Genomic DNA, 22674 nt, shown 5'->3' with positions numbered 1-22674 from the left:
CTACTACAGCCCGTGCAGCCCTTCCCCGTACGGAGCACGACCATGGTCAACCCTGTCGCCCAGGCCCACCGCGGCCTCGGCACTACACTCTTCAGCCTGTTGAACCCGATACCGTTCGGCTTCTTCGTGGCCGGCCTCATCTTCGACATCCTCTACCTCAACACCGCTGAAGTGATGTGGGGCAAGTCGGCGGCATGGCTGATCACCTTCGGCCTGCTGATCGCGATCCTGCCGCGGCTGATCAACCTGTTCGCGGTCTGGCGCCGCAACGGCACCGCCACCGGCACCGACCGCCTCGATTTCCTGCTCAACCTGGTCGCCATCGTGCTGGCCATATGGAACGCCTTCGTGCACAGCCGCGACGCCTATGCGGCGGCCGTACCGGGCACCCTCCTTTCCGCGCTGACGGTGGCACTGATCGCGCTCGGCTTCATCCTGCTTTCGCTGCAGCAGCCGGTGCTGCAAGGAGCCCGTCATGGCTAAGCGCATCCTGCCCGCCGTGGGCGTGCTCTCGCTGGCATTGGCGTTGGCCGCGTGTGCCGGCAAGGCCGAGTACCACCCGGCCGATCAGTCCGGTGCGCAACCTCCGCTGCCCGCGCCGCAGAACTACCTGATGCCGCCGATGCAGGTGCCCAAGGGCGTGGGCTGGGCCGAGGGCCAGGCACCGTCGGTGGCCGACGGCCTGAAGATCGAGCGCATCGCCGCCAACCTGCAGCATCCGCGCCGGCTGCTGTCGCTGCCCAATGGCGACGTGCTGGTAGTGGAGGGCAACGGCCCCGGTGAAGAGCCGGTCACCACGCCCAAGCAATGGATCGCCGGCAAGGTGAAGGCGCGCTCGGGCAAGGCCGGCAAGGGCGGCAACCGGGTCACCCTGCTGCGGCGCACGCCGGGTACCAACGCCTGGACCCAGCATGTGTACATCGAGAACCTGCACTCGCCGTTCGGCATCCAGCTGATCGGTGACACGCTGTATGTGGCCAACACCGGCAACATCATGAAGTACCACTACGTGCCCGGCGAAACCCGCATGTCCGACAAGGGCAGCGAGTTCACCGACCTACCAAGCACCATCAACCACCACTGGACCAAGGAACTGCTGGCCAGCCGCGATGGCAGCAAGCTGTATGTGGGCGTGGGCTCCAACAGCAACATCACCGAGAACGGCCTGGCCGTCGAGTACCGCCGTGCGGTGGTGCTGGAAGTGGACGTGGCCACCAGCGGCAGCCGCATCTACGCCTCGGGCCTGCGCAACCCCACCGGCCTGGACTGGGAGCCGAGCACCGGCAAGCTGTGGGCGGTGGTGAACGAGCGCGACGAGATCGGTGCCGACCTGGTACCGGATTACCTCACCTCGGTGCAGGAGCATGGCTTCTACGGCTGGCCCTACAGCTACTACGGCCAGCATGTGGACGAGCGCGTGCAGCCACAGCGGCCGGACCTGGTGGCCAAAGCGATCCGCCCGGACTTTGCCATCGGCTCGCACGTGGCACCGCTGGGCCTGCTGTTCTACACCGGCCAGGCATTGCCGGCGAAGTACCACGGCGGTGCCTTCATCGGCGAGCACGGCAGCTGGGACCGCTCGCCGCTGAGCGGTTACGAAGTGGTGTACGTGCCGTTCAAGGACGGCAAGCCAGCCGGCCGCCCGGAAGCGGTGGTGAGCGGGTTCGCGTCCAAGGATGAGAAAACGCTGATGGGCGCGCCGGTAGGCATGGCCATCGATTCGGAGGGTGCGTTGCTGGTCGCTGACGATGTGGGCGACGTGGTGTGGCGGGTGTCGGCGAAGTAACCGGCCACCCGCGCATCGCAGGCGTTCTGTAGAGCCGAGCCGATGCTCGGCTCTACAGCGCTGACGACCCGGTACGCATCCCACTGAACACCGATTCGGCTGCAAAGCCCACACCGCCCAGCAGTACGCCGAAGTACACCACCGACGCCACCACGAAGCCATAGCCGGCCGCCACCGCGGCGCCATCGCGCTGGATGAAGCCGATCGCAAATGACATCAACGCCAGCGCCGGCAATGTGTTGCTGAAGGGAATCGGCCCGGCCGGCAGCATCAGCAGGATCGTGGCGAACACCAGCGCCAGGTTGTTCAAGCGCATCATCTTCTTCGAGCGCACCATCGCTGCCAGCCGCATCGGCCGCGACAGCCGCTCCATCCGGTGCACCCACTTCAGGGCACGGCCCAGGTTGGCGTTCAGCTTGTCGGTGGCGATCTGTTTGTCGGCCAACCGCTGCGGCACCCACAACGGGCGATCGCGCACGCGGCTCAGGCCGATCAGCAGGATGGACGCACCGAATACCGTGCTCAGCCCGGGAATCGACACCGGAATCAGGAAGATCGCCGACAGCAGGATCACCACCAGCATCAGGCCCTCGTCGCCCAGCGCATGCAGCAGCGTGCCGACACGGATGTGGTCGCCGGGCAGGCCGTCGATCAGGTCTTCAATCTGCTGGGCAAGCGGGGCAGTGTCGTTGGCGTCGGGCGCTTGGTAGGTCATGCGTCGAAGAAGTGTCCAGGGAAGGGCGGTCGATAGGGCCGTCCTGCGGTGGGGGACGCACAGGCCCCATGAGTATCTCCGGCCGGCGCGGCGCGGAGGTGAACCGGGCATGAGGCCGGCAGTGCCACGCAGCCTGGCCTAAAATGGGCGTCCCCCGCACTGGTTGAAGATGATGGACATGGGTCGCAGGCAATCGACCATCGAACTGGTCGCCATCGATATGGATGGCACCCTGCTGGATCCCGCCCACAAGCTCACTCCGCGGGTGAAGCAGGCCATCGCCGAGGCGCGCGCGCTGGGCGTGCATATCGTGTTGACCAGTGGCCGCCCGGTGCCGGGGCTGGCGCCGTTCCTGCAGGAACTTGGCATCGATGGCGACGATGACTACTGCATCGCCTGCAACGGTGGCCTGGTGCAGCGCATCGGCCCGCGCGAGACAGTGGTCGAGTACCCGCTCAGCTTCGACGACTTCGTGTACTGCGAACAGGTCGCCCGCGAGATCGGCGTGCATTTCCAGGCACTGGACGCGCAGCGCATGTACACGCCCAACCAGGACATCAGCATCTACACCGTGGCCGACTCGCATCTTTCGCGCATGCCACTGTCGTACCGCCGCGTGGCCGACATGGACCCGGGCATGTCCTTCATCAAGCTGATGATGATCGACGAACCGGACGTACTGGACGCCGCCATCGCGCGCCTGCCAACCACGCTCACCGAGCGCTTCGCGGTGCTGAAGAGTGCGCCGTTCTTCCTGGAAGTGTTCGACCGCCGCGCCGGCAAGGGGCCGAGCCTGCAGAAGCTGGCCGAGCACCTGGGCATCGACCGCGCCAACGTGATGGCCATCGGCGACCAGGAAAACGACCTGACCATGTTGCAGTACGCCGGCACCAGCGTGGCGATGGGCAATGCCATCGATGCAGTGAAGGCGACCGCGCGTTTCGAGACCGCGACCAACGCCGATGAAGGGGTGGCCAAGGCGATTGAGCGGCATGTGCTTGCATGACCCAGGGCCATCCGCAACGGACGCTCCCTGCAGGAGCGCCCTCCGGTTGCATACGTTTGCAGCGTCAATGCGCGCCGATGCGCCACTCGTGGAGTGAACCCAGTGGCTGCAAAGGCTCGGAGTAGTCTGCTTGCCTTTTCAGGCCTGCGGCCAGGTACGCCGATGCGATGCCACTGCTGTCACCAAACCATACATCCAGCAGTGTGGCCCCGTCGTTCACAGTGAAAAGCGGGTGGTAGAAATCCTTGTTTTCCATGTAATCCAGCGGAACCCGGAAGCTGAAATGACAATCAGGATCTGAGCGCACGGCGTCGAGATGGACGGTTTCTTCTGGTCGATAGTTCAGGTTATAGCTATCCACCAGCTTGATGAACGCATCCGCCCTGTCGTTTTCCGAAAGGAATCCAGGGAAGGAAAATTCCTCGGATGCAAGAACGGCAAGCGCGTGTTCAAGAAGCTCGCCTGTTCTTTCAACTTTCGGCTTATCTGCCCCGAAGCGAATCGCGGCATCGTCCCGCATATCCTTGTCGGGATGCGTCTCGGCCATCTCCGAAAGGCGGTCCAGATACGAGGATACGATGGAAAAATCAACGTCTCCTGCGCCGCTACGCAATGCCAGGAGCGCGTTTCTGATGCCATGCAAGCTGGTATTACAACGGTACTCGACCTGATCATTGCTATCCAGACCGATATCAACGTGGACGCTCAGCGTGGCTTTCAGGTGCTGGGGCTGCGGAGCCGGTTGCGAGGCTGTGCTGCCTTTACGTCCCTCAACATGGCCACATGCCTTGAGGAAGTCGAGATGAGAGGCTTCCACTGCGCCGCGCTCGCGGACGCCTGCGAGCAGTCGTACCGCCCGGGCGTGAGCTTCTTCCGGATGCTCGACAAGGCTGCGAATCAAGCGCGCGAAGGCAGCTACTTGTTCTTGGACGGCAGCTTCGCTGGTATGGCCCAGGAAAGAAAGCGATTCAAGGTTGGAGATCTGCCCTGACTCTTGCACGAATCGATAAAAGCCCGAGTTCTCCGCAACGATCAGCGGCACGCAGCAGCACATCGCCTCCCACGCCACGAGGCCGAAACCCTCATGGACCGAAGGCATGAGAACCAGGCTCGCATTCTTGACGACCGACAGCATCTGCCGGCGAGAATCGACGAACTCGAGGCATTTGACCGGAACCTCGTAGCCCGCCTCCTCATTGATCATCGTCTTGAACTCGCCGATCTGGGGCGAGTTGCGATCGAAGCCGTACATGTCAACAGTGGCGTCACGCATGCGCGCACCGGGGGCGCGAAGCGCGCGTCCGATGGCCCTTGCAGCCAACGCTGCCTGCTTGACCGCGTCGTTGCCATCCTCAATCCGGCCGGAGTACAGAATTCGAGGTGCGGTTCGAGCATTGGCAGCCGGTTCAATCGATAGAAGCGGTGGCAGCAACAACTTGGGTGGCTTCATCGAAGACGATGCCCGCTGCATGTCTTTCAGGCTGTCCACAAGTATCGGGCCAATGCCGAAGCACTGATCAGCCTTTGGAAAGAGATCATTCTGTCGATTCTCTTTGCCAAGAGCGTTCTGCGAGTCGCGCATCAATGCGCTGTACCTTCCATATGCCATGTGATGCAGCAGGATGGTTCTTGCTCCGATCCGCTTTCCAATCTCCAAGGCAAGTTCACCGGTCACGACATCATGCCCAACCACTGCATCCACCTGTCCATGGGCCGCCAGCTTTCCAACCGCAAGATCTGCGTCATCGGCGATTCCAAGGAATTCCTCACCCGAGCTTCTCAGCGCAACCGCCGTGGCAGTCGATGCCAAGTCTGGGTCAACGCATGCACCACTTGGAACAAGGCAGAGCAGATGCAGTCCTGCCGTAGGGGAAAGTGCTGAAAGAAGCTCGGCATTCAGCACGTTGATGCCGCCGAGATTGGCGCGTAGATGGCTTGCTACAAATACGATCGTTGTCATTCCGTGACCCTCGCCAGTGCTGCGTTTTGATGATTGACGCACTGCCGTCGAATTTGACTTCCCATGACGTGCAGCCCTGCATGGGGCTATCGGCCGGGGCGGGCGCAACTTGAGGCGGCTTGGAGCCGAATCTATACATGGGTATACGTTCGATATGCCCGATGCCATATGTGATGTACCACCGCGCGATGGCGAAGGCGGGAATCCAGTGCAAGAATTCCGCTCGTCGAAATCATCCCGCCGCATCACCCGGAAGATCACCGCTTCCATCCGCTGCTGACCGGCGCGCACGGCGCCGTCATTCCTTCATCGCAACCGCCGCCAGCCAGCGCGCCGCACACCGGCGCTGCATCGCGCTGGGCGTGCGCCTGCGCCACCTTTCCCCTGCACCCTGGATCTGGCCATGAACACTCCACCTACGCTACTTGCCCTGGCGATCGGCACCGCTCTCGTTGCACCACTGCACGCTGCCGAGTCGACCGACGCCGCCCACGACAGCCCCACCACCCTGAACGCGCTGCAGGTCATCGCCACGCCGCGCGGTGCCGCTGTTGCCCCCACCCAGGTGGTCGGCCCGAACCGCTACGTCATCAACGCCACCGACCTGGATGCGATGGTGTCGGGCAACAACGGCCTGTCGATGCTGAAGAACGTGCCGGGCGCGAGCTACACCGCCACCGACGGTCTCGGCCTGGACATCTCCGCCACCAGCCTGTTCGTGCGCGGTTTCCGCATGAATGAAATGGGCATCACCTTCGAAGGCGTGCCGCTGAACGACAACGGCTTCCTCTCGCTCACCGGCACCAGCGTGGTCAACGTCGGCGTGCCCGATGGCATCGGCTCGATCACGGTCAGCCCGGGCGGTGCGCCGGTCAGCGTGTTCTCCAGCAGCGTCAATGGCGGCAGCCTCGAGTACCGTCTGGCGGAGCTGCAGGACACCCCCAGCCTGCGCGTCAAGCAGGGCTTAGGCAGCAACAACACGCTGGTCACCACGGTCTCGGGCCAGAGCGGCCAGCTCGGCGAGCACGGCCCGAAGCTGCTGGTCGACCTGCAGCGCGTGTCGGCCGACAAGTACCAGGGCGCGGGCACGCAGAAGTTCCTGCGCGGCGACCTGAAGGCGCAGCAGGATGTGGCGTGGGGTGACTTCACCGTGTTCCTGTCCGACAGCAAGGCCGCGGTGTGGGGCTACAACAACATCTCCTTCGACATGATCCGCAAGCTCGGCTGGAAGGCCGACAGCTTCTATCCAGACTATGCGTGGGCGTACTACGTGGCCTCGCCGGAGAACGCCGACAAATCCTGCGGCGCCTACACCTGCGGTGAGCTGTCCGAACTGATTCCGTACGACACCGGCCAGGTGACCCGCGACCGCGTCGCGTCTATCAACCACCGCTTCCAGATCACGCCCGCGCTCAGCGGCAACGTGCAGCTGTACAACGCCAACAGCCACACCCAGGCCACCCTGACCGACCCGACCGTGCCGTCACCGAACGGCGCGCCCTTCTCCGAACAGGTGCAGACGCCACGGCTCAACCGCTTGGGTGGCATGTTCAACCTGCAGTTCGAGACCGGTGCGCACACCATCACCACCGGCTTCTGGCAGGAGAAGAGCAAGGCGGCCGCCAAGACCGAGTGGTACCAGCAGCCGCTGCTGGGCGAAGGCAAGCCACTGAAGGCCACCGGGCCGTTCGATGTGTACGGGCCGGCGTTCCAGACCGACAACGTATCGAGCTGGGTGACCCGTTCACGGCAGTTCTACCTGCATGACAACTACGCTGTCACCGACACGCTGGTGCTGGGGCTGGGCTTCAAGGCGGTGGACTTCAGCACCACCGGGGGTGGCATCGGCGATGCACCGGAGCGCCCGGTGTCAGGCACGCTGCGTGCCAAGAGCAACTTCCTGCCGCATGTGTCGCTGTACTGGAGCCCGACCGACCGGACCGATGCCTTCATCGACCTGGCCAACACCATGAACGGCTATCGCGTGGCCCAGCGCGGCAACATCGGCTACACCGCATCGGCCTGGACCATCACCGACCAGGAAGAGTTCGACCGCGTGGCCGGCACCCTGCGGCCGGAGAAAAACTGGAACCTGACCGTCGGTGCCAGCCATCGCTTCGACCGGCTGACGGTGACGGCGGACGTGTTCTACAACGACATCCGCAACCGGCTGCTGTCGGCGGCGATCGGCACCCAGTTCGCACAGATCAATACGGTGCGGTTGATGCCGAAGATGCACGTGATCGGAGCCGATCTCGGCATCACCGCCGACCTGACCGACCACCTGCAGTTCTACCAGGGCATCGCGCTGGCGCGCTCGTACTACGACAGCGATTTCGTGGTGGGCGATACCGTGTACCCGATCAAGGGCAACGCACAGCCGGGCTATCCGCAGCTGTCGCTGGTCAGTGACCTGTCCGCGCACTTCGGCGGCTGGCGTTTCGGTGCCACCAGCACCTCGTACCTGCGCCAGCCCTTCACCTATGAAAACGACATCCGCGTGCCGACGTTCTGGCAGGTCAACGCGTACACGGCCTACAAGCTGGGGCCGGACGGCCTGCTGCCGGGGCTGGAGCTGCGGCTGGACGTCAGCAACCTGTTCAATCGCAACAACATCGGCACCGCCACCATCGCCGGTTCGTCGTTCTCGGGGGATTACCAGACCCTGCAGCGCAGCGCACCGCGGCAGGTGATGTTCAGCACGTCGATGTCGTTCTGATCCTCTGCCCGTAGATCCACGCCATGCGTGGATGCACTTGCGGCTCCTCGGCGGCTGCCATGAGCGGGGTCGGATCCCTCTGCCACGCAAAGGGCTCCGACCCCATCCGCTGTTTGCACGATCTGCACTGATTTCGTGGCACCAACGCAAGGTTCCCACAATGTTGCTGGGTCATCCTGTAGGCATGGCACAGCAGAACCCCCGTTTTCCTCCGGTCCGCAGACGCGCCCATGGACGTGCGCGTCCGGTGCCGTTCGCCGCACCGACGGTCGACCTGGAGGCCGAGTACCAGTTCTGGCAGGTCTATGACCGCGTGGTCCGCCCCCTGCCCGGGGGCGGGTTCCGCCTGGCCTGGCTGGTGCTGCAGACCGTGTACCGGGCGCGGGCGCGCTATCCCGACGACACCCACAAGCTCGCGCTGTCACGCGTGCTGTTTGGCGCGAACATGACCGCCGACCGCGCCGCCGAGCTGGAGGAGCTGTATGGGCTGGTCAGCCGCCGGCTGGCGGCGGTGGCGGTACGCGGCCAGGATTCGTTCCGCAAGGTGGCGCCCTGATCCGTCCCGCATCACCCACCACGCGCGCCACCGCCCCCGTCAGCTGACCTTGCAGGGCATGCAGATCCGTCCCACCCCGCCGGCACCGGCGCGCAGGTCAGGGTCGAAGAATTCCTCCTGGCTGCGGATCTGTCCGCAGCGGCTGCAGACCTTCTTTTCCTTCGACTCCAGTCCCTGCACCTGCTCGATCACCTGATCGACCGCTGCCGAGCGGATTTCCGTGCCGGCCACTTCAATCAGGCGATAGAGGCGGTCGGACAGGGTCTGCACCGGGTCGCTGCCGAGGTTGAAGCGGTTGATGCGCAGGAAGCGATAGCCGTAGCTCTCCAGCGTCAGCTGGCGCTCGACATCGGCCTCGACCAGATAGCGCTCGTGGTTGCCCACATGCACCGGCTTGTCGCGGCGGAAATGGAACTCGAAGCCGTCGTACTCGATCACGATCTGCAGCGCGCCGCGCACGGTCTGCACGGTCACCAGGAAGTCCACGCGCCACGCCGGGTGCTGGTAGGTCGGGTCGAGCTGGCGCAGGTAGTCGCCCACCGGGAACTGCGGAATGATCTCGACCGCATCGCCATGTTCCAACACGAAGGGCGTCTGCTGCAGCCACTGCAGCACCTTCGATTCCATCGGGCTGCGCGCGTCGGTCTGCGCGGCGTCGGGCGCGGGGCGGTCCAACTGGCTGGCGTAGTAACGCAGCGCATTGCCGATGGCGCCGCGGAACGCATCGACCGGCATCGAATGGACGAACCAGATCGCCTCCTGCGCACGGGAGAAGCCGACATTCAGGCGCTGCACCTTCAGCTTGTCCTCCACTGCATCCACCGCGCCACTCAGGCTGACCGGGAAGATGTAGTTCAGCGCGTCCTGGCCGGCGGTCGCCACCATCGAATAGAAGATCAGCCCGCGTTCTTCGCCCTGGCAGGAGTCGACCGTCATCACCTTCAGGCGAAGCCGCTCTTCGAACTCGCGGCCGCGCGGATGGTTGAACAACGCCTTGGACAACAGCGTCTGCTGCTCGCGGAACGGCGTGATGATGCCCACCGTGGGCGGCGACTCCGTATCCAGCAGTTCAACCAGGCGCTCGGCGATGAAGGCCGCTTCGGCTTCGTTGGTGCTGCGGCTGGTGCGGTGCCCGCTGGCATCGACCTGGCTGAAGCGGATCACTTCCTGCAGCGGCCGGCTGCGGATCTTCAGTGCCTGCAGCTGGTGGTTGTAGAAGGTGGAGGACGAGAACCCGATCAGTTCCGCATAGCTGCGGAAATGCTTGCGCAGCATCACCGAGTACGAGGCCGAGAGCGAGCAGAACTCCAGCACCGAGCGCTTCACATCGAACATGGCCAGGCGTTCCAGCACGTCGGCCTGCTGGCTGACGTTGGCGCGGAAGTAGTTGACCAGGTCCGAGCGGTACTTGTCGTTCAGCGCGATGCTGGCGTTGGCCGCCTTGACGTTGGAGAACTGCTTGGAGTCACCCAGCACCACCACCTTGCGCGCACGCAGCAGCGCCGGCAGCGCCTGTGCCACCGATACCTGCGAGCCTTCATCGATCACCAGCACGTCGAACAGGTCCGGCGCCAGCGGCATGTACTCGCCGAACTCGCGGATGCTGGCGATCATCACCGGGAACGACTCGCGCACGCTCTCGAACTTGTCCACCGGGAATTTCTGCCGGTTGGCGATCACACCCGCCAGCGCCCGCGCATCGGCGCGGTGATGATCCATGAAGCTGATCAGGCGCCCATCCACATGGGCATTCATCACCGAGGTGTTCAGGCGTTCCAGCTTGGTCTTGGTGCCGACATAGTCGTACTGCGGTGCGTCGACGAAGGCCTTGCGCGTGGCCATCCAGCCCTGCAGGAAGCGCAGGGTCAGCGCCCACAGCGCGGGGTCGTCCTTCGGCTCGGCCAGCAGGGTCTCGACGATGGCCGGGTTGAGCCGAGCCAGCAGGGTCATCGCCTGCCGTGCAACCGCCGCACCCGGTCCCGGCGCGGCGCCGTGGGCGATCTGCCGGTAGCTGGCCGGCAGCTGCGTGCCCAGGCCTTCGGCGTCCAGCTTCATGCGCAGCGCGTTTGCGCCCTGCACGATGGCCTGCAGCGCTGTTGCATCGTGCTTGAGCAGCAGCGGCCGGGTGGTGCCCAGCTGGTTGAGCTGTAGTTCCAGCCCGCGCACGGCATTGCCGCGCAACAGATAGCCCAACAGCGGCATCTTCAGCTGCTGGTACTGCAGCAGGAGCGTGCCCAGCAGCCGTACCTGGTCGGCATCCAGCGATTCGAACAGGTCCCAGCCGTCAACCGGTCGGTCGGCAAGGAAGGCCGTTGTCACCGCATCGCGGCGGATGCGCTCGTCCAGCGACGCCGGGGTGTAATCGGTACTGCCGAACAGATCGGCAAGATAGGTTTCAAGCACGTCCGCCTGCGCAGCCACCGTTTCCAGCTCGGCCAGCACGTTGGCATCCATCACCGCGTGCACCTGCTGTAGCACCGCAGGCGCGCGCTCGCCCAGCTCCGCTTCCTGCTCGTGCATGGTCTTCACGGCGGCAAGCGAGACACGCCCCAGCGTCTGCACGGTGCTGGAGATGGCCTGCCGCAGGGTCTGCGCCGTGTCCTGGCGCTCGCTCTCAAGGGCGGGCTGGTTGGCCTTCATGGCCTTGGCGAAGGCCGAGATCTGGCTGATGGTGCCGGTGGAAGTCAGGCGTTTGAAGTTGGCTGCCTGCTGGCCCAGCCGCAGGATCGGGTTGGGGAAATCACGATCGTGGCGAACCCGGCTCATCGCATCGGATAGCTTGTCGTACACCACGTCCAGCGCTTCGGTCTTGTCCGACAGCACCAGGCAGCTCTTCTTGTTGAAGGCACAGTCGGCGGCAATGGCGGTGATGGTGTGCGACTTGCCGGTGCCTGGCGGCCCTTCGACCACCACGATCCGCCCCTGCGGCTCGCGCACGGCCAGCAGAATCTTGCGCTGCTCTTCATTCAACGGAATGGGCGAATCGAACACCATGCGCTCCACCAGCGGCAGCGCATCCCAGGCCGATTCCACGCGTTCCCCGATGGGCTCGGGGTTGCGCATCAGCACGCCTTCCACCATGCCGTGGAACAGATCCACCAGCTTCGACCCACCATTGCGGGCCTGATCGATGATCTCTTCGAAATCGTTCAGCAGCGCCTCGTCGGCGCGCTCGAACGCAGCCAGGTGCAGCGCAGGCGACAGCGCGACGGTGGCGGTGGACGCCTCGCTGGCGGACGAGGACAGCGAGACCTCGCCGCCCAGATCCACCGCGTTGGCCACCTGCCGGAACAGCGACGCGGCCACTTCAAACAGGCTCTGTGCCGGATCGAGGTACTGAATGCGCTCCTGGATCGGCGACACCCACTCGCGCGCCATGCCCACGGCCAGCTCCTGCAGCACGAAGTCGATCGCGCGGCGGTTGGCGAACAGGCGGTTGCTGAGGGTCAGGGTATAGCCGGACCCATCCTTGGCCCGCAGCACGTCCAGCGGCAGGTAGAACACCGGGTACTGCACGCCCGCGTACTTGAGCGTGCCAACGTAGAGATACAGCTGCAGGCCATCGCCGGTGGCGACATAGGTTTCCAGGTCGCGGAATTCATGGAAGGCATCGGCCGCCACGAAGTTCTCGAAGAAGGTCATCAGCGCGCTGATCGTGCCGTCGCGGGTCAGCTGGTGCTCACAGGCCAGCTGCAGCGGCAGCTCGTCGCCGGTGGCCAGCAGGCGCGCCAGCACCTCCGGCAGCGTCTGGTACAGATCGACAACGGAACGGGTGACCAGGTCCGATTCCGCCGCATGCAGCGAATCCATCACCCAGTACGCCTGGCCCTGCAGCGGGCCGGCCAGATGCGCGATCAGCGGCCGCACCACCTGCACGCACATCGCATCCACCAAGGTGCCCTGCACCGATTCCACCCAGGCTTCCGGGTCTTCCAGTGCGCCGGCCATGCTGGCACGCGACGTGTCGAGCACCGCCACGCGCACCGTGGCGATGGCGGTCTCGCTGATGGCGTTCACCTGCTCTTCGACAATCCGGCGCAGCGTCGCGCTGATCGGCCGCGTATAGCTGCGCGGGCCGATGGTGAAGGAAAGCTCCTCACCGGAGGGCCGGCTGAGCAGCTTCCACAGTTCCTTGTCCAGCGCCGGGTAGGGCGCCGTGCGCATGCCCGCGCGGAAGCCGGAATCGCTGGTGAGCACGATGCGGCGCCGGGGGGCCTGCGCGCGCTTGAAATCGGACTCAAGGAAATCGCGGAAGTACTGCGAGATCCGCACCGCGATTTCGCGCATCTTCGTTTCACCCACCGATCCGCCGCCGGTCGCCGAAGGTGTCAGCGGGGTGGATGCATCGGAGGTCGGCAGGTGCGGCGGCTGGGGAGTGCTCATGTATGGCTGGGCGGGCACCTGGCGAGGCAGGCACCGCTAGGGACTGGGCCCTGCATGGTCGCACGCGTCGCCCGTGGCGGGGAGGGGGCCAGCGGCCTCCTGTACCGACGGCAGGATCATGTGTGCCGTCAGCGATCGCCAGAACAGCGACTCGTCGTAGCTGTCAAAGTCCGTCCTGACCAGAATCGGCGACGGCAGGCCCTGCGCGCGCAGACGCAGGCGAATGCTGGCCACCTCTTCGCTCAGCCCCATGCCGAACAGCACCAGCTGCACCTTCGCATCGCGCATCACGAACGATTCCTGCAGACGCGTGCCAAGACCGGCCGCCAGGAACGTTCCCACCAGATCGTAGTTGCGCCACTCCAGCACCGACAGGCCGCTGTCCACGCTGTAGATCGATTCCATGCGGATCAGGCCGCGCCGTCCTATCGTCCGTGATATCCGCTGACGGGCGGCCTCCTGCCCGCCCATGATGAGCATCCTGAGCAAACCGCATCTCCTTGTGTATGGGCTCGCGGAAATGGTCAGGGCGCAGGTGGCATGGCAGATATCAGATGAATCTGATTCCTTCGTGCATGCAGCAGCAGCGTGCTAGGTGCCTGGCTTGCCCCGATCCAGCTGCCGGTAGCCGATGGCCTCGGCCAAGTGCGCGGTCTGGATGGTCTCTCTTTCGGCAAGATCGGCAATGGTGCGTGCCACGCGCAGGATGCGATGCATGGCCCGCGCTGACAGTTGCAGGCGTTCGATGGCCTGTTCCAGCAGGTCCTGATCGGCTTCGTTCAAGCGCGTGCACGCACGCAGGGCGGCAGGCGGCAGGTGCGCGTTGAGGCCGCCACGCGCCTGCTGCCGCGCGTGCGCCGCTTCCACCCGTGAACGCACGCTGGCGCTGGGCTCGCCCAGCGGTGTGCTCTCGCGCAGCTCCACCGCATCCATGCGGCTCACGTTGATGTGCAGGTCGATGCGGTCCAGCAGCGGGCCCGAGACCCGTGCGCGGTAGCGGGTGATGCGCTCGTCGCTGCACAGGCAACGGTTGCTGCGGTCGCCGGCCCAGCCACAGGGACACGGGTTCATCGCTGCCACCAGTTGGAAGCGCGCGGGATAGACCACGCTGCGCGCTGCGCGGGAAATGCGGATGTGGCCTGATTCCAGCGGCTCGCGCAGGGTTTCCAGCGCACTGCGGTTCCACTCCGGCACTTAGCGCTTGTCAATAGGAGGTTGTCAAACGCCACGATTCTCGGTCACATTTGAGCGCAAGCATGGCTGGACTGGGCTGCCAGGCGTGAACTGGCTACCCTTTCACCGAGTGCCAAAGCTAGAGTGGCGTCAAGGATCATACTTAGATGCTAAGCAAGTTCAGGTTCTATGGTCGAAAGAGGTGCGAGGTCCGATTGTTCGCCCAGAAGCATCCCGAAGATGCGCTTGAAGGTGCGATCAGTTCTACCCCTCGCGGCGCTGTGCCTGGTCTTCAGCTGGGCGAGGTTGAGGACGAACTGCTCCTCGTTGCGTGGTTACACAGGTCGGCTTTAGCTCTCGATTGCGCATGTCCTAGTTCTATTTGATTGCCTACAGGAGGCGCCGCGTAGCGGCGAAGGCATTAGCTGATGAGCGAGAAGGAAGACACCCAGCGCAGTCCGCTTCAGGGCACGCAAGTCATGAGCACTATCGCTACCGGCGGAGGTGGCGGACTCTTTCAGGCTCGTGTCAGCGCCTTGTATCTGGCCAATATGCTTACGGGGCTGCCTACAGCCTTCAGCCTGCATGGCGTCCGGGTTGAAGAGATTCGTTCTGAAGCTCGCTATACCGGCGCTCACACTGACGACATCTACTGTCGGCTACGGAAATCCTCTGAAAGTTGGCTGCAGCTAGTTCAATGCAAGCGAGGCCTAAACGCTACAGCTGGAGACAAAGACTTTATTGACGCACTGCGCGGCGCTTGGCGTGACTTCCTCGGTGTAGATGGGAGCCCTTTTGATCGCGCCTGTGACGTCTTGGTTATCGCGACCATCGCGCCAGCGACCCCTGCTAATCAGGCGGCTAAGCGCCTGTGCGAGCTATCGCGTGCCTCAGTAGACTTTTCCGACTTTCTGCAGAAGTTGAATTCAAAGCTACTGAACAAGCAGCACAAGAGAACTTGGGATGCGTTCAAGGCGATCTCGCAAGATACGCTGTGCGAAAAGTACACTGAGGATCTGGTCTTTCAACTGCTCCAGCGTCTTCGTGTTGACGTTCATGATTTGGGAGCTGAGTCGACACAAGAATTGAGCCTCGTCCAAGCACTCCTCACCAGGGCCGGTTCAGACGACTCGGGAGAGCAGATATGGGACGGACTTGTGTCCTATGTGCAGGAGCAGGGGGTCACAGTGGGGACGGTTACCCCCACTACTTGGTCTCAGACAGCAAAGGAAGGGCTGCGAGCGGCAGTGAGCCGTTTGAGTGCCCGGGCTGGACTGGGCGGCGTTGCAGAGCGGCTAACTGAGCGTGCCCTACTTCAGCTCTCACTTGTCTCCACACGCCTGCACAATGGTTCCCACATACCGCGGAGCGGGTGCCTAGCTCAAATCTTGTCAGTCCTTGACAACCGTCAGCTGGTTATTATCACCGGCGGTCCGGGCGTCGGAAAGTCCGCGGTCGTTGCCGAAATTGCATCTTTGCTCCGTGAATCAGGCCCTTTGTTTTTCTTCAGGGCCGACGAGCTTGACGTTCCAAGCTTGGCATCAGTTCAGTCACTGAGCGGAATGTCAGATCCTGTGGTAGGGATCGACATGCTTCTGCGCACCGGCGCACCTACTGTGATCATCGACTCGCTGGAGAAGGCTCTTGAGGCGCAGAATCCAGGTGCACTCGAGGAATTGATCGCACTTGTCCGCAAGAACAAGTCTTCCAGGCTTTGTATCACGACGCGCTCCTATGCTCTCAACGGTCTGTACACAAACTTCCTCTGCAGTCTTTCTAGTCAAGTCGTAGACGTCCCTCTCCTAACTGACGCGGAGATTGAGGCTGCAGTGGCCTCAAGCGCGCTCGAAGAAATTGTATCCATAGACTCGGAGGTGAAAGAGGTTCTGCGTACGCCCTACTATCTACAGCTTGCGCTCAAGTATGCCGAGGCAGGGATGACGCTGCCAACTGCTGCAGGCAATAGTCTTAGGCGGTCGCTTTGGACGGAGAGGATTGCTCCAAGTCGAGGCCTTTCGAGCGCCATGCGTACACGGCGCCAAGCAGCCTTCGATGAAGTCTGCTACCTGCGCACCGAGCGCTTCGCGCAGTTTGTTGAACCTCCGCGGGACGTTGAGGCTATCGCATCACTCCTTCAGGACTCCGTACTTGTAGTCGACGAGGTAGATCGGGTGGCACCGGCGCACGACGTTCTGGAGGATTGGTCGCTGTTCTTCCGAGTGGAGCGTGAGGTGCGATCTGCCGAGCGGGACTGGTCAAAGCTATTTGAGAAGCTCGGATCACACGCTGGCATGCGGAGGGCTCTACGCTCGTGGACGGCACAGCGATCGGCTGAGGGTGATGATGATGCCTTCGCGCTGTTGGAAGCTGCGTTTCAACCGGTGCCCTGCATGTCGCAGCTTTGGCGTGACGAGATCGCTATCGGGCTTCTTCGATCGGAGCGAGTAGATGAACTGATTTCAGGGTTGGGAGAAAGCGGGGCATTCGCTGGTACGGCTCTCCTCCAGCGTTTGAGTCACTTGCTAAGAATTGCCTGCAAGGGACCGACATCCGTCGACTACTCTCACTTGGCCGCTGATCCCACAAACAAAGAGATCCTTGCCCGGATCGGGATGGCTGCGCCAGTAGGAAAGGCTTGGGACGTAGTGATTGGCCTTGTGGCAAAGGCTTTCCCTTCGATGCCACCGCAGTCCCACTCTTGGGTCGTCCAGCTTGCAGAGGATGCGGTTGCGCATGATGACTCTTGGCACCGGCCCAGCCAGCGAGTGATCGATGTTTTCAGCATGGCTGAGCACTTTTGCTGGCGAGACAGTGATCAATGGTATCGAGAGAAGTCCGTGGGGAAGCGGTTCTATGAGCTTCTGTGCCGTTGCGCTGGAGCTGATCAAGCCAGGTTCAAGGCTTTCATCGATCACCTATTGGAGCGTGCCTCTAGAGATCAAGATGGGCGGGACTTCTACGCTGAAGAGCGCCTGCAGTTCCTCACCAACATCAAGCACTGTAGAGAGGCTGCCTACTTCAGCCCAGACTTGGTGCGCACTGCGTTCTGGGCGCTCTATATTGAACCTGTTCCTCGCGTGGAACGTGAATTCGGAATGCCTGGCTGGGAAGCCTCAAAGGGCCTCAGTGAAAGAGCATCCCATGTATTCTTCCCGCCATCCGTGTTGCAGGGGCCCTTCAAGTGGCTCTTGCTTTACTCGTTTGCTAAAAGCGTTCGCTTTGTCGTTGATCTTTGCAATCACGCAGCTGTGTCGTTCTCCAAGTCACATCCGGAGGAGGTCATCGTTCTTCCGAAAAGGTATAGCCCCAACGAACGTGACCATATCCATGCTTCGCGACTCTGGGGAGCTTATCGGGGCCACTCCGTATCCAGCTATGTCCTGAACTGCGCGCTCATGGCGCTGGAGCAGAGGCTGCTGATTGAGGCGAAAGCGCAGCCAAAGATCGTATCGGACGCCGTTGAGTTCATCTTGGAACATGGCGAGTCAAGCTTCACTACTGGCCTAGCGGCTGGCGTACTAGTTGCACATCCTGAGCTGGTCACTGAGAAGATGCTGTCGCTCTTCAAATGCCCAGAATTCTTTATGGATGACATGGCACGATTCGCCGGAGAGGACTCTACCTTAGCGATTTACGGTGGGCACGACGGGTTAGACGAGGAACGGCAGAAGGAGCGCATTGCCAGCAATCGGCTCCCGCACAGAAAGCAGAACCTGGAGATGCTCGTCCTCCATCTGCAGATACTTCGCCCGGATCTCCGAGAGGGCATTCATGCGATGCTCGATGAACACATAGAAGAGCTCAAAATTTCCCAGGACATTCCTGACGGATGGCGGATGAGTCTCAAGCGCATGGACGCAAGGGGGATGAGGTTCGGGGAGCCAGTTGGAGATGGGCAGTACGTTTCCCTGGAGATTGCTAATCTAGAGCCTGAATTGAAACGAGTGAGCGAGGATGCACAGTTAAGAGGTCAACTCTTGAATAGATCCGCTGCCATTCGACTCTGGGTCGGCGCAGTGAATCAGCCACTTTATTCTTCGTCCCCAGGCGCCGTTGACCGTTTCCGCTCTGCATCTGATGTGTACGACGAGTATCGAAACCTCTGTCGTGAGGTTGGGGAGCAGGAAATGTCGTTCCTGCTAGGGATCGAGCACGACTTGGCGTGCGCGCTGATTCGCCGCTGGCCGACAGATGATTCTGAGGCACTCCAGTGGGCCCGCGACTACGTCCTCACAGTTGCTGAAGTGCGGCTAGACAGCGACGGTTGGATCCGAAGCGCACCCGCAACTGGTGAGTTGAGGGCAACGACACTGATCTTGCTAGCAAGCGTTGATCCGAGCCATCCGAAGCTGCCTCAGTGTCTCGCAAACGCTATTACGGAGCCCGTCTGGACTGTTCGAAGAGCCGCGGCCATTGCCATTTCAGAGGTTCTGCGTCCCAAGCAAGCTCTGCTCGCCGATATGCTGACGACGGCATTGGCACATTACGCTGAGGAGCTCGACATCACAGTCGGAGCTGCTCGAAAGCGCAGGCCCGACTTCGTTGAAGCAGCTAGGGATGCAACTAGCAAGCGGTTGGTAGCCGCTCTGAAAGGCGGGGTGCTGGCAGCCAGGCCAATCCCGAAAAGTCTCGCCGCTGTCAAGGAGTGGACAATCGCGCTCGATGCCGCGCGCAGTGAAGTGCCAGACACATGGAGAGTCCAAGCGCTTACGGCACTTGCGCGGCGCATGGTGCAGCAGGAAGGCAAATTGCGGGTCGATCGGTACGACCCCGGCTATGTCGACTTCGAGGCGCGCAAGGAAATGGGAGACCTTCTGAGCGCGGAGCTGCTAGCTCAGCCCACCAGTAGCTCCCCGATCTTCGCGGTGCTTGACTACTGCATCGAGCGCGGACCGGAGCTCACTGAGAGATTGCTGGAGTCAACGCTTTCCGCGAGTTTGAAGGAGGAGTGCGCTAGCGCAGATTCCTTTTGGAGAATCTGGGATAGAGTCACTTCGACAGTCCTTGCCGATGGCACGCTGCGTAACAGTTCGCGGTATGCCTACAGCAAGAACGAGAAGCCAATAGCTGTGCTGCTCTTTCAGACCAGGCCATGGCTCAGAACCTATCATGACCTCAACTTGCTCCGGGACCGGCCCAGGTTCGTAGCCGACTGCCTTGAGGAGGCAGGCGACGCTTGGCATGTTCTCAAGCATCTGATCGCACTGATGGCTGGAGTGGGAAGGGCATCGGCGGTGCCGTCCGCACTAGTGTCACTGAGAGATGCGATAGCCAAGATGCCGGCTGATTTTCTAAACGACGGGAACGTCAGTTGGGACGCCGAGACCATCTGCCAGATAGCGGTTCACGATCATCGACAAGCTCTCCTCCGGGACGTGAATCTCAGGAGGGCTACTCTAGATGTTCTGGACAGACTCATAGAATCGGGATCGTCCTTGGCCTTCCAGTTGAGGGACTATCTTGCGACATCGTCGCCGCTCATATCTCCAGAGTCTCAAAGTAGAGGCTGATTAGCGATTGAAAGTACTGCTGGTCTCTCTCGCCATGACCGGCTTGGTCGCGAGCCAGTTGCGGCGCTAGGCTGGCATGTCAGGCTGGCGGTGACTCGTCCTTTTTCGAGGCGTTAGAATTCGCGGAGAAAGATGTTTTCACCGAAGAACGCATGGAACTGCTGCTCGATCTCTTGAAGCTTTAGGCACATCTCCGCAAGCAGATCCCTGAATAGCTCGGAGCGGAAAGCGAACTCCAGTCCGAGAGCATCCTGGAGGTTGCTCTTGTAGTGATCGATGTCAGGAGGCGGATTTCCCCTGTACTGCGCGACCACATTCCCTATGTCCATCAGCCACATCAACATGCCGAACGCCGCATATCGCCTCTGCAGTTCACGGAATTCCGCAACCTGGTGCGCAGGAAGGTCACTTACGAATCGCTCCCGCCGGCTATTGATTGGCTCAACGTACTGATTCACGTACTCTGCTGCATCTGCGACCTTTGAGCAGAAAACCTTTTGCCACCAAACGCTGAAATAGCGCTTTTGAATATCGTAATAGGTTAGGCCAATGATGTTGGTGCTATCAGTGTACTGAATAGCCCCGGCCTGCAGTCCGTGCTTTGAGACGATGAATCCAATGTTTGCGCCCGTCTCGTGCATCACTGTCGTAAAGGAATGAACCACAGATTGAGGGATAGCTGAACTCCAGTTCTTGCATTCAACGATGTACTGAATTTTGTCTACACTCTGGTTGTCAACGGCGAATACGTCTACGGTAACGGCGCCGCGAGGCGTAGTGAGAGTGACCTCCACGTCAGCTGTAAGGCCTATTTCGTTGAAGAGACGGCAAACTCCTCGCTGAAGCTCGCGCCAGTCCTCTGGCAATGGAGGGTCAATCATTGAGTCCTACCTGCGTGATAGACGGAGCCATAGGTACGATTATGCATCCTGCCCCCGGCGCGTTGAATGGCAGTCACTTCCGTTGATACGCCACCTAGTGCTTGAACCAGCCCACAGATAAAGACGAAGAGCGCCCCACGCCCTCCCGCGCCGGTCAACGACCGCTTTCGGCCAGTAGCCGACATCTACGCGGCACAGCCGTATCCCGCGCGCGCCTCAATTGCGTAGATACTTCACCGCTGCACGCCACGCGGGCCACGCCTCGCCGATCACGCCCAGCGCGGATTTCAGGAACAGCAGCGCGATCACCGCGCCTGCTGCGATGTCCGGCCAGCCGCTTCCGGTCAGCGCAACGCCACCGGCAGCCACCAGCACACCGATGTTGGCGGTGACATCATTGCGGGAACACTCGAAGGTGCTCTTCATGTTGATGTTGAGCGACCGGAACCGCCACAGCAGTGCCAGGCACACCAGATTGGCCACCAGCGCGATGGCTCCAAACCCCAGCATCAAGCCGCTGGAAGGCGGCACGCCGTGGATCAGCTTGCTGAACACTTCCACCACGATGAAGACAAAGAAGGCCAGGATCAGCAGCCCCTTGGCGAGGGCTGCACCGGCCTCCCAGCGCGCCCCCCGGTTAACCGCCCACAGGCTAAGGCCGTACACGATCGCGTCGCCCAGCATGTCCACTGCGTCGGCCTGCAGGGCACTGGAGTGCGCCACGATGCCTGCGCCGAACTCGATGAAGAACATCGCCAGGTTGACGATGAGTACCGCCGCCAGTACGCGCCGCTGCGCACTGTGGAGGGCCAGCGCTTCCAGTTCCTGGCGCTTGTGGCCGCAGCAGTGGTCCATGGGTGTCTCCCGCCCGGCAGTGGCTGGGCTTGAAAAAGGGTTGGAGAGTCGTTATCAACCCTGTAGCCCCTACAAGGTCAAGCCCATGCCCAGCCACCTCACCATCGGCCAGCTGGCCCGCCAGACCGGCACCAAGGCCGAAACCATCCGCTATTACGAAAAGATCGGCCTGCTGCAGCCGCCGTTGCGCTCGGAGGGGAACTACCGCTACTACGGCGCGCAGGACCAGAGGCGTCTGTCGTTCGTGCGCCGCGCCCGCGAGCTTGGCTTCTCCATCGAGCAGATCCGTGAGTTGATTGCCTTTGGTGAACAGCGGGAGCACGAGTGCAGCTCGGTGGACGATGTGGTGAAAGCGCACATCGCGGACATCACGCGCAGGATCCGAGACCTGCAGGCGCTGCAGGGCGAGCTGGAGCGGATGATCGGCAATTGCCCGGGCGGCCGCGTAGCCGATTGCAGGGTGCTGGAAGCCCTGCAGCCTGTTTCCGATGCTTAACCGTGTAAGTGCAACAAGCATTAAACCGTCGCCCTCCTTGGGGCCGTCGTCTGTGGCCTCTCCTTAGAACGGGCCAGGGCAGTCACTAACAAGATCGGACAGTTGAATATCATCTGAGTCCCGACCGACAAGGCGGACCCGTCCCAATGCCACGCTGAAGCGCTTCTTGGCGATTGCCGGGTAAGTGGAAGCTGCTCCGACCTTCACCGAATGCATCAAGCTCCAGCCAGGGGTACGAAGCTAGTGACCGCTATCGGGCGCGGGCGATCACCGCTCGTATCTTTCTCCGTGCCAGAGCCGCGAAGCCAATTTCCTTTCGAGCTCGCATCAGAACTCTGCTTGACTCGATGCTTTGATGCTCCAAAAGGTAGTCCAATCGCTTCAGCGTGTCGCGAAATCGCTCAAACCATACGCGACGAAGGCCCTGACTGTGCCAAGGAAGTGCCAACGCGTCGGGTATTGTCATTGTCTGCGAGACAACAGCGGACTTCGAGTAGTCCTGAGCCCTCTGCATCTCCTGCCACCTAAAGAGATCGTCGACTGCTATTGGAATGGCGGCTGGATCGGGAAGTAGTGCAACAACTTCGGGCACCTCCCGGGACAGCAAAAGTTGAACAGAGACAGGTATGTTCTC

The 22674-nt window shown here is 62.0% G+C and carries 13 protein-coding genes and 1 pseudogene; 7 read left to right on the top strand and 7 right to left on the bottom strand.

Going from position 1 to position 22674, the window contains the following annotated elements:
• The first annotated feature begins 42 nt into the window (after positions 1-42).
• Together CR156_RS18535 and CR156_RS18530 are read left to right on the top strand one after the other, a co-directional pair.
• A complete protein-coding gene (locus CR156_RS18535) occupies positions 43-483 on the top strand; it encodes a DUF2231 domain-containing protein (protein ID WP_089237509.1) in 441 nt (146 codons plus the stop codon).
• Positions 476-1786, top strand: a complete 1311-nt coding sequence (locus CR156_RS18530; RefSeq protein WP_100553890.1) for a PQQ-dependent sugar dehydrogenase — start codon at positions 476-478, stop codon at positions 1784-1786. Before CR156_RS18535 ends, CR156_RS18530 begins: the two co-directional genes overlap by 8 nt.
• 52 nt (positions 1787-1838) lie before the next feature.
• Here the strand turns inward: CR156_RS18530 and CR156_RS18525 are convergent, their stop codons facing one another.
• Positions 1839-2501, bottom strand: a complete 663-nt coding sequence (locus CR156_RS18525; RefSeq protein WP_100553889.1) for an exopolysaccharide biosynthesis protein — start codon at positions 2499-2501, stop codon at positions 1839-1841.
• Positions 2502-2673: 172 nt separating this feature from the next.
• On the opposite strand from CR156_RS18525, the gene yidA reads away from it, so the two are divergent.
• Positions 2674-3507 carry a sugar-phosphatase gene (gene yidA / locus CR156_RS18520; RefSeq protein WP_100553888.1) on the top strand — a complete coding sequence of 278 codons (834 nt, stop codon included), beginning with the start codon at positions 2674-2676 and terminating at the stop codon, positions 3505-3507.
• 64 nt (positions 3508-3571) lie between these two features.
• Here the strand turns inward: yidA and CR156_RS18515 are convergent, their stop codons facing one another.
• On the bottom strand, positions 3572-5467 hold the full coding sequence (locus CR156_RS18515; protein ID WP_165781010.1) for a glycosyltransferase: 1896 nt from the start codon (positions 5465-5467) through the stop codon (positions 3572-3574).
• Between the two features lie 403 nt (positions 5468-5870).
• Here CR156_RS18515 and CR156_RS18510 point away from each other — a divergent pair, with 403 nt between their 5' ends.
• A complete protein-coding gene (locus tag CR156_RS18510) occupies positions 5871-8186 on the top strand; it encodes a TonB-dependent receptor (RefSeq protein WP_100553886.1) in 2316 nt (771 codons plus the stop codon).
• Positions 8187-8346: 160 nt separating this feature from the next.
• Positions 8347-8742 carry a hypothetical protein gene (locus tag CR156_RS18505; RefSeq protein ID WP_100553885.1) on the top strand — a complete coding sequence of 132 codons (396 nt, stop codon included), beginning with the start codon at positions 8347-8349 and terminating at the stop codon, positions 8740-8742.
• A 39-nt stretch (positions 8743-8781) separates the two neighbouring features.
• Here the strand turns inward: CR156_RS18505 and CR156_RS18500 are convergent, their stop codons facing one another.
• The 3 genes and pseudogenes from CR156_RS18500 to CR156_RS18490 all read right to left on the bottom strand — a co-directional run.
• Complete coding sequence (locus tag CR156_RS18500; RefSeq protein WP_100553884.1) at positions 8782-13125, bottom strand: AAA domain-containing protein; 4344 nt, start codon at positions 13123-13125, stop codon at positions 8782-8784.
• A gap of 36 nt (positions 13126-13161) precedes the next feature.
• Positions 13162-13605 carry a hypothetical protein gene (locus tag CR156_RS18495; RefSeq protein WP_133120113.1) on the bottom strand — a complete coding sequence of 148 codons (444 nt, stop codon included), beginning with the start codon at positions 13603-13605 and terminating at the stop codon, positions 13162-13164.
• Positions 13606-13716: 111 nt separating this feature from the next.
• Positions 13717-14319 (bottom strand): annotated as a pseudogene (locus CR156_RS18490) (ATP-binding protein); the annotation flags it as partial.
• A gap of 1367 nt (positions 14320-15686) precedes the next feature.
• Here CR156_RS18490 and CR156_RS18485 point away from each other — a divergent pair.
• Positions 15687-19808 (top strand): ATP-binding protein, encoded by a 4122-nt coding sequence (locus tag CR156_RS18485; protein WP_207764212.1) that lies wholly within the window; start codon positions 15687-15689, stop codon positions 19806-19808.
• Between the two features lie 113 nt (positions 19809-19921).
• On the opposite strand, the gene CR156_RS18480 is transcribed toward CR156_RS18485, so the two are convergent.
• On the bottom strand, positions 19922-20689 hold the full coding sequence (locus tag CR156_RS18480; protein WP_100553881.1) for a restriction endonuclease: 768 nt from the start codon (positions 20687-20689) through the stop codon (positions 19922-19924).
• Positions 20690-20905: 216 nt separating this feature from the next.
• Positions 20906-21544, bottom strand: a complete 639-nt coding sequence (locus CR156_RS18475) for a cation transporter (RefSeq protein ID WP_100553880.1) — start codon at positions 21542-21544, stop codon at positions 20906-20908.
• Between CR156_RS18475 and CR156_RS18470 the strand changes: the two genes are divergently transcribed.
• Positions 21543-22040, top strand: a complete 498-nt coding sequence (locus CR156_RS18470; RefSeq protein WP_243381914.1) for a MerR family transcriptional regulator — start codon at positions 21543-21545, stop codon at positions 22038-22040. The genes CR156_RS18475 and CR156_RS18470 overlap by 2 nt on opposite strands.
• Positions 22041-22674: the final 634 nt, after the last annotated feature.

This window comes from Stenotrophomonas lactitubi, assembly GCF_002803515.1.
Classification (GTDB): domain Bacteria; phylum Pseudomonadota; class Gammaproteobacteria; order Xanthomonadales; family Xanthomonadaceae; genus Stenotrophomonas; species Stenotrophomonas lactitubi.
Note: the sequence above shows the minus strand (reverse complement) of the source record. Positions and strands in the feature narration are given on the sequence as shown.

Coding starts and splice junctions, on each gene's coding strand:
- CR156_RS18535 (WP_089237509.1), top strand. CDS start 43: ATGGTCAACCCTGTCGCCCAGGCCCACCGCGGCCTCGGCACTACACTC.
- CR156_RS18530 (WP_100553890.1), top strand. CDS start 476: ATGGCTAAGCGCATCCTGCCCGCCGTGGGCGTGCTCTCGCTGGCATTG.
- CR156_RS18525 (WP_100553889.1), bottom strand. CDS start 2,501: ATGACCTACCAAGCGCCCGACGCCAACGACACTGCCCCGCTTGCCCAG.
- yidA (WP_100553888.1), top strand. CDS start 2,674: ATGGACATGGGTCGCAGGCAATCGACCATCGAACTGGTCGCCATCGAT.
- CR156_RS18515 (WP_165781010.1), bottom strand. CDS start 5,467: ATGACAACGATCGTATTTGTAGCAAGCCATCTACGCGCCAATCTCGGC.
- CR156_RS18510 (WP_100553886.1), top strand. CDS start 5,871: ATGAACACTCCACCTACGCTACTTGCCCTGGCGATCGGCACCGCTCTC.
- CR156_RS18505 (WP_100553885.1), top strand. CDS start 8,347: ATGTTGCTGGGTCATCCTGTAGGCATGGCACAGCAGAACCCCCGTTTT.
- CR156_RS18500 (WP_100553884.1), bottom strand. CDS start 13,125: ATGAGCACTCCCCAGCCGCCGCACCTGCCGACCTCCGATGCATCCACC.
- CR156_RS18495 (WP_133120113.1), bottom strand. CDS start 13,605: ATGCTCATCATGGGCGGGCAGGAGGCCGCCCGTCAGCGGATATCACGG.
- CR156_RS18480 (WP_100553881.1), bottom strand. CDS start 20,689: ATGATTGACCCTCCATTGCCAGAGGACTGGCGCGAGCTTCAGCGAGGA.
- CR156_RS18470 (WP_243381914.1), top strand. CDS start 21,543: ATGGGTGTCTCCCGCCCGGCAGTGGCTGGGCTTGAAAAAGGGTTGGAG.
- CR156_RS18475 (WP_100553880.1), bottom strand. CDS start 21,544: ATGGACCACTGCTGCGGCCACAAGCGCCAGGAACTGGAAGCGCTGGCC.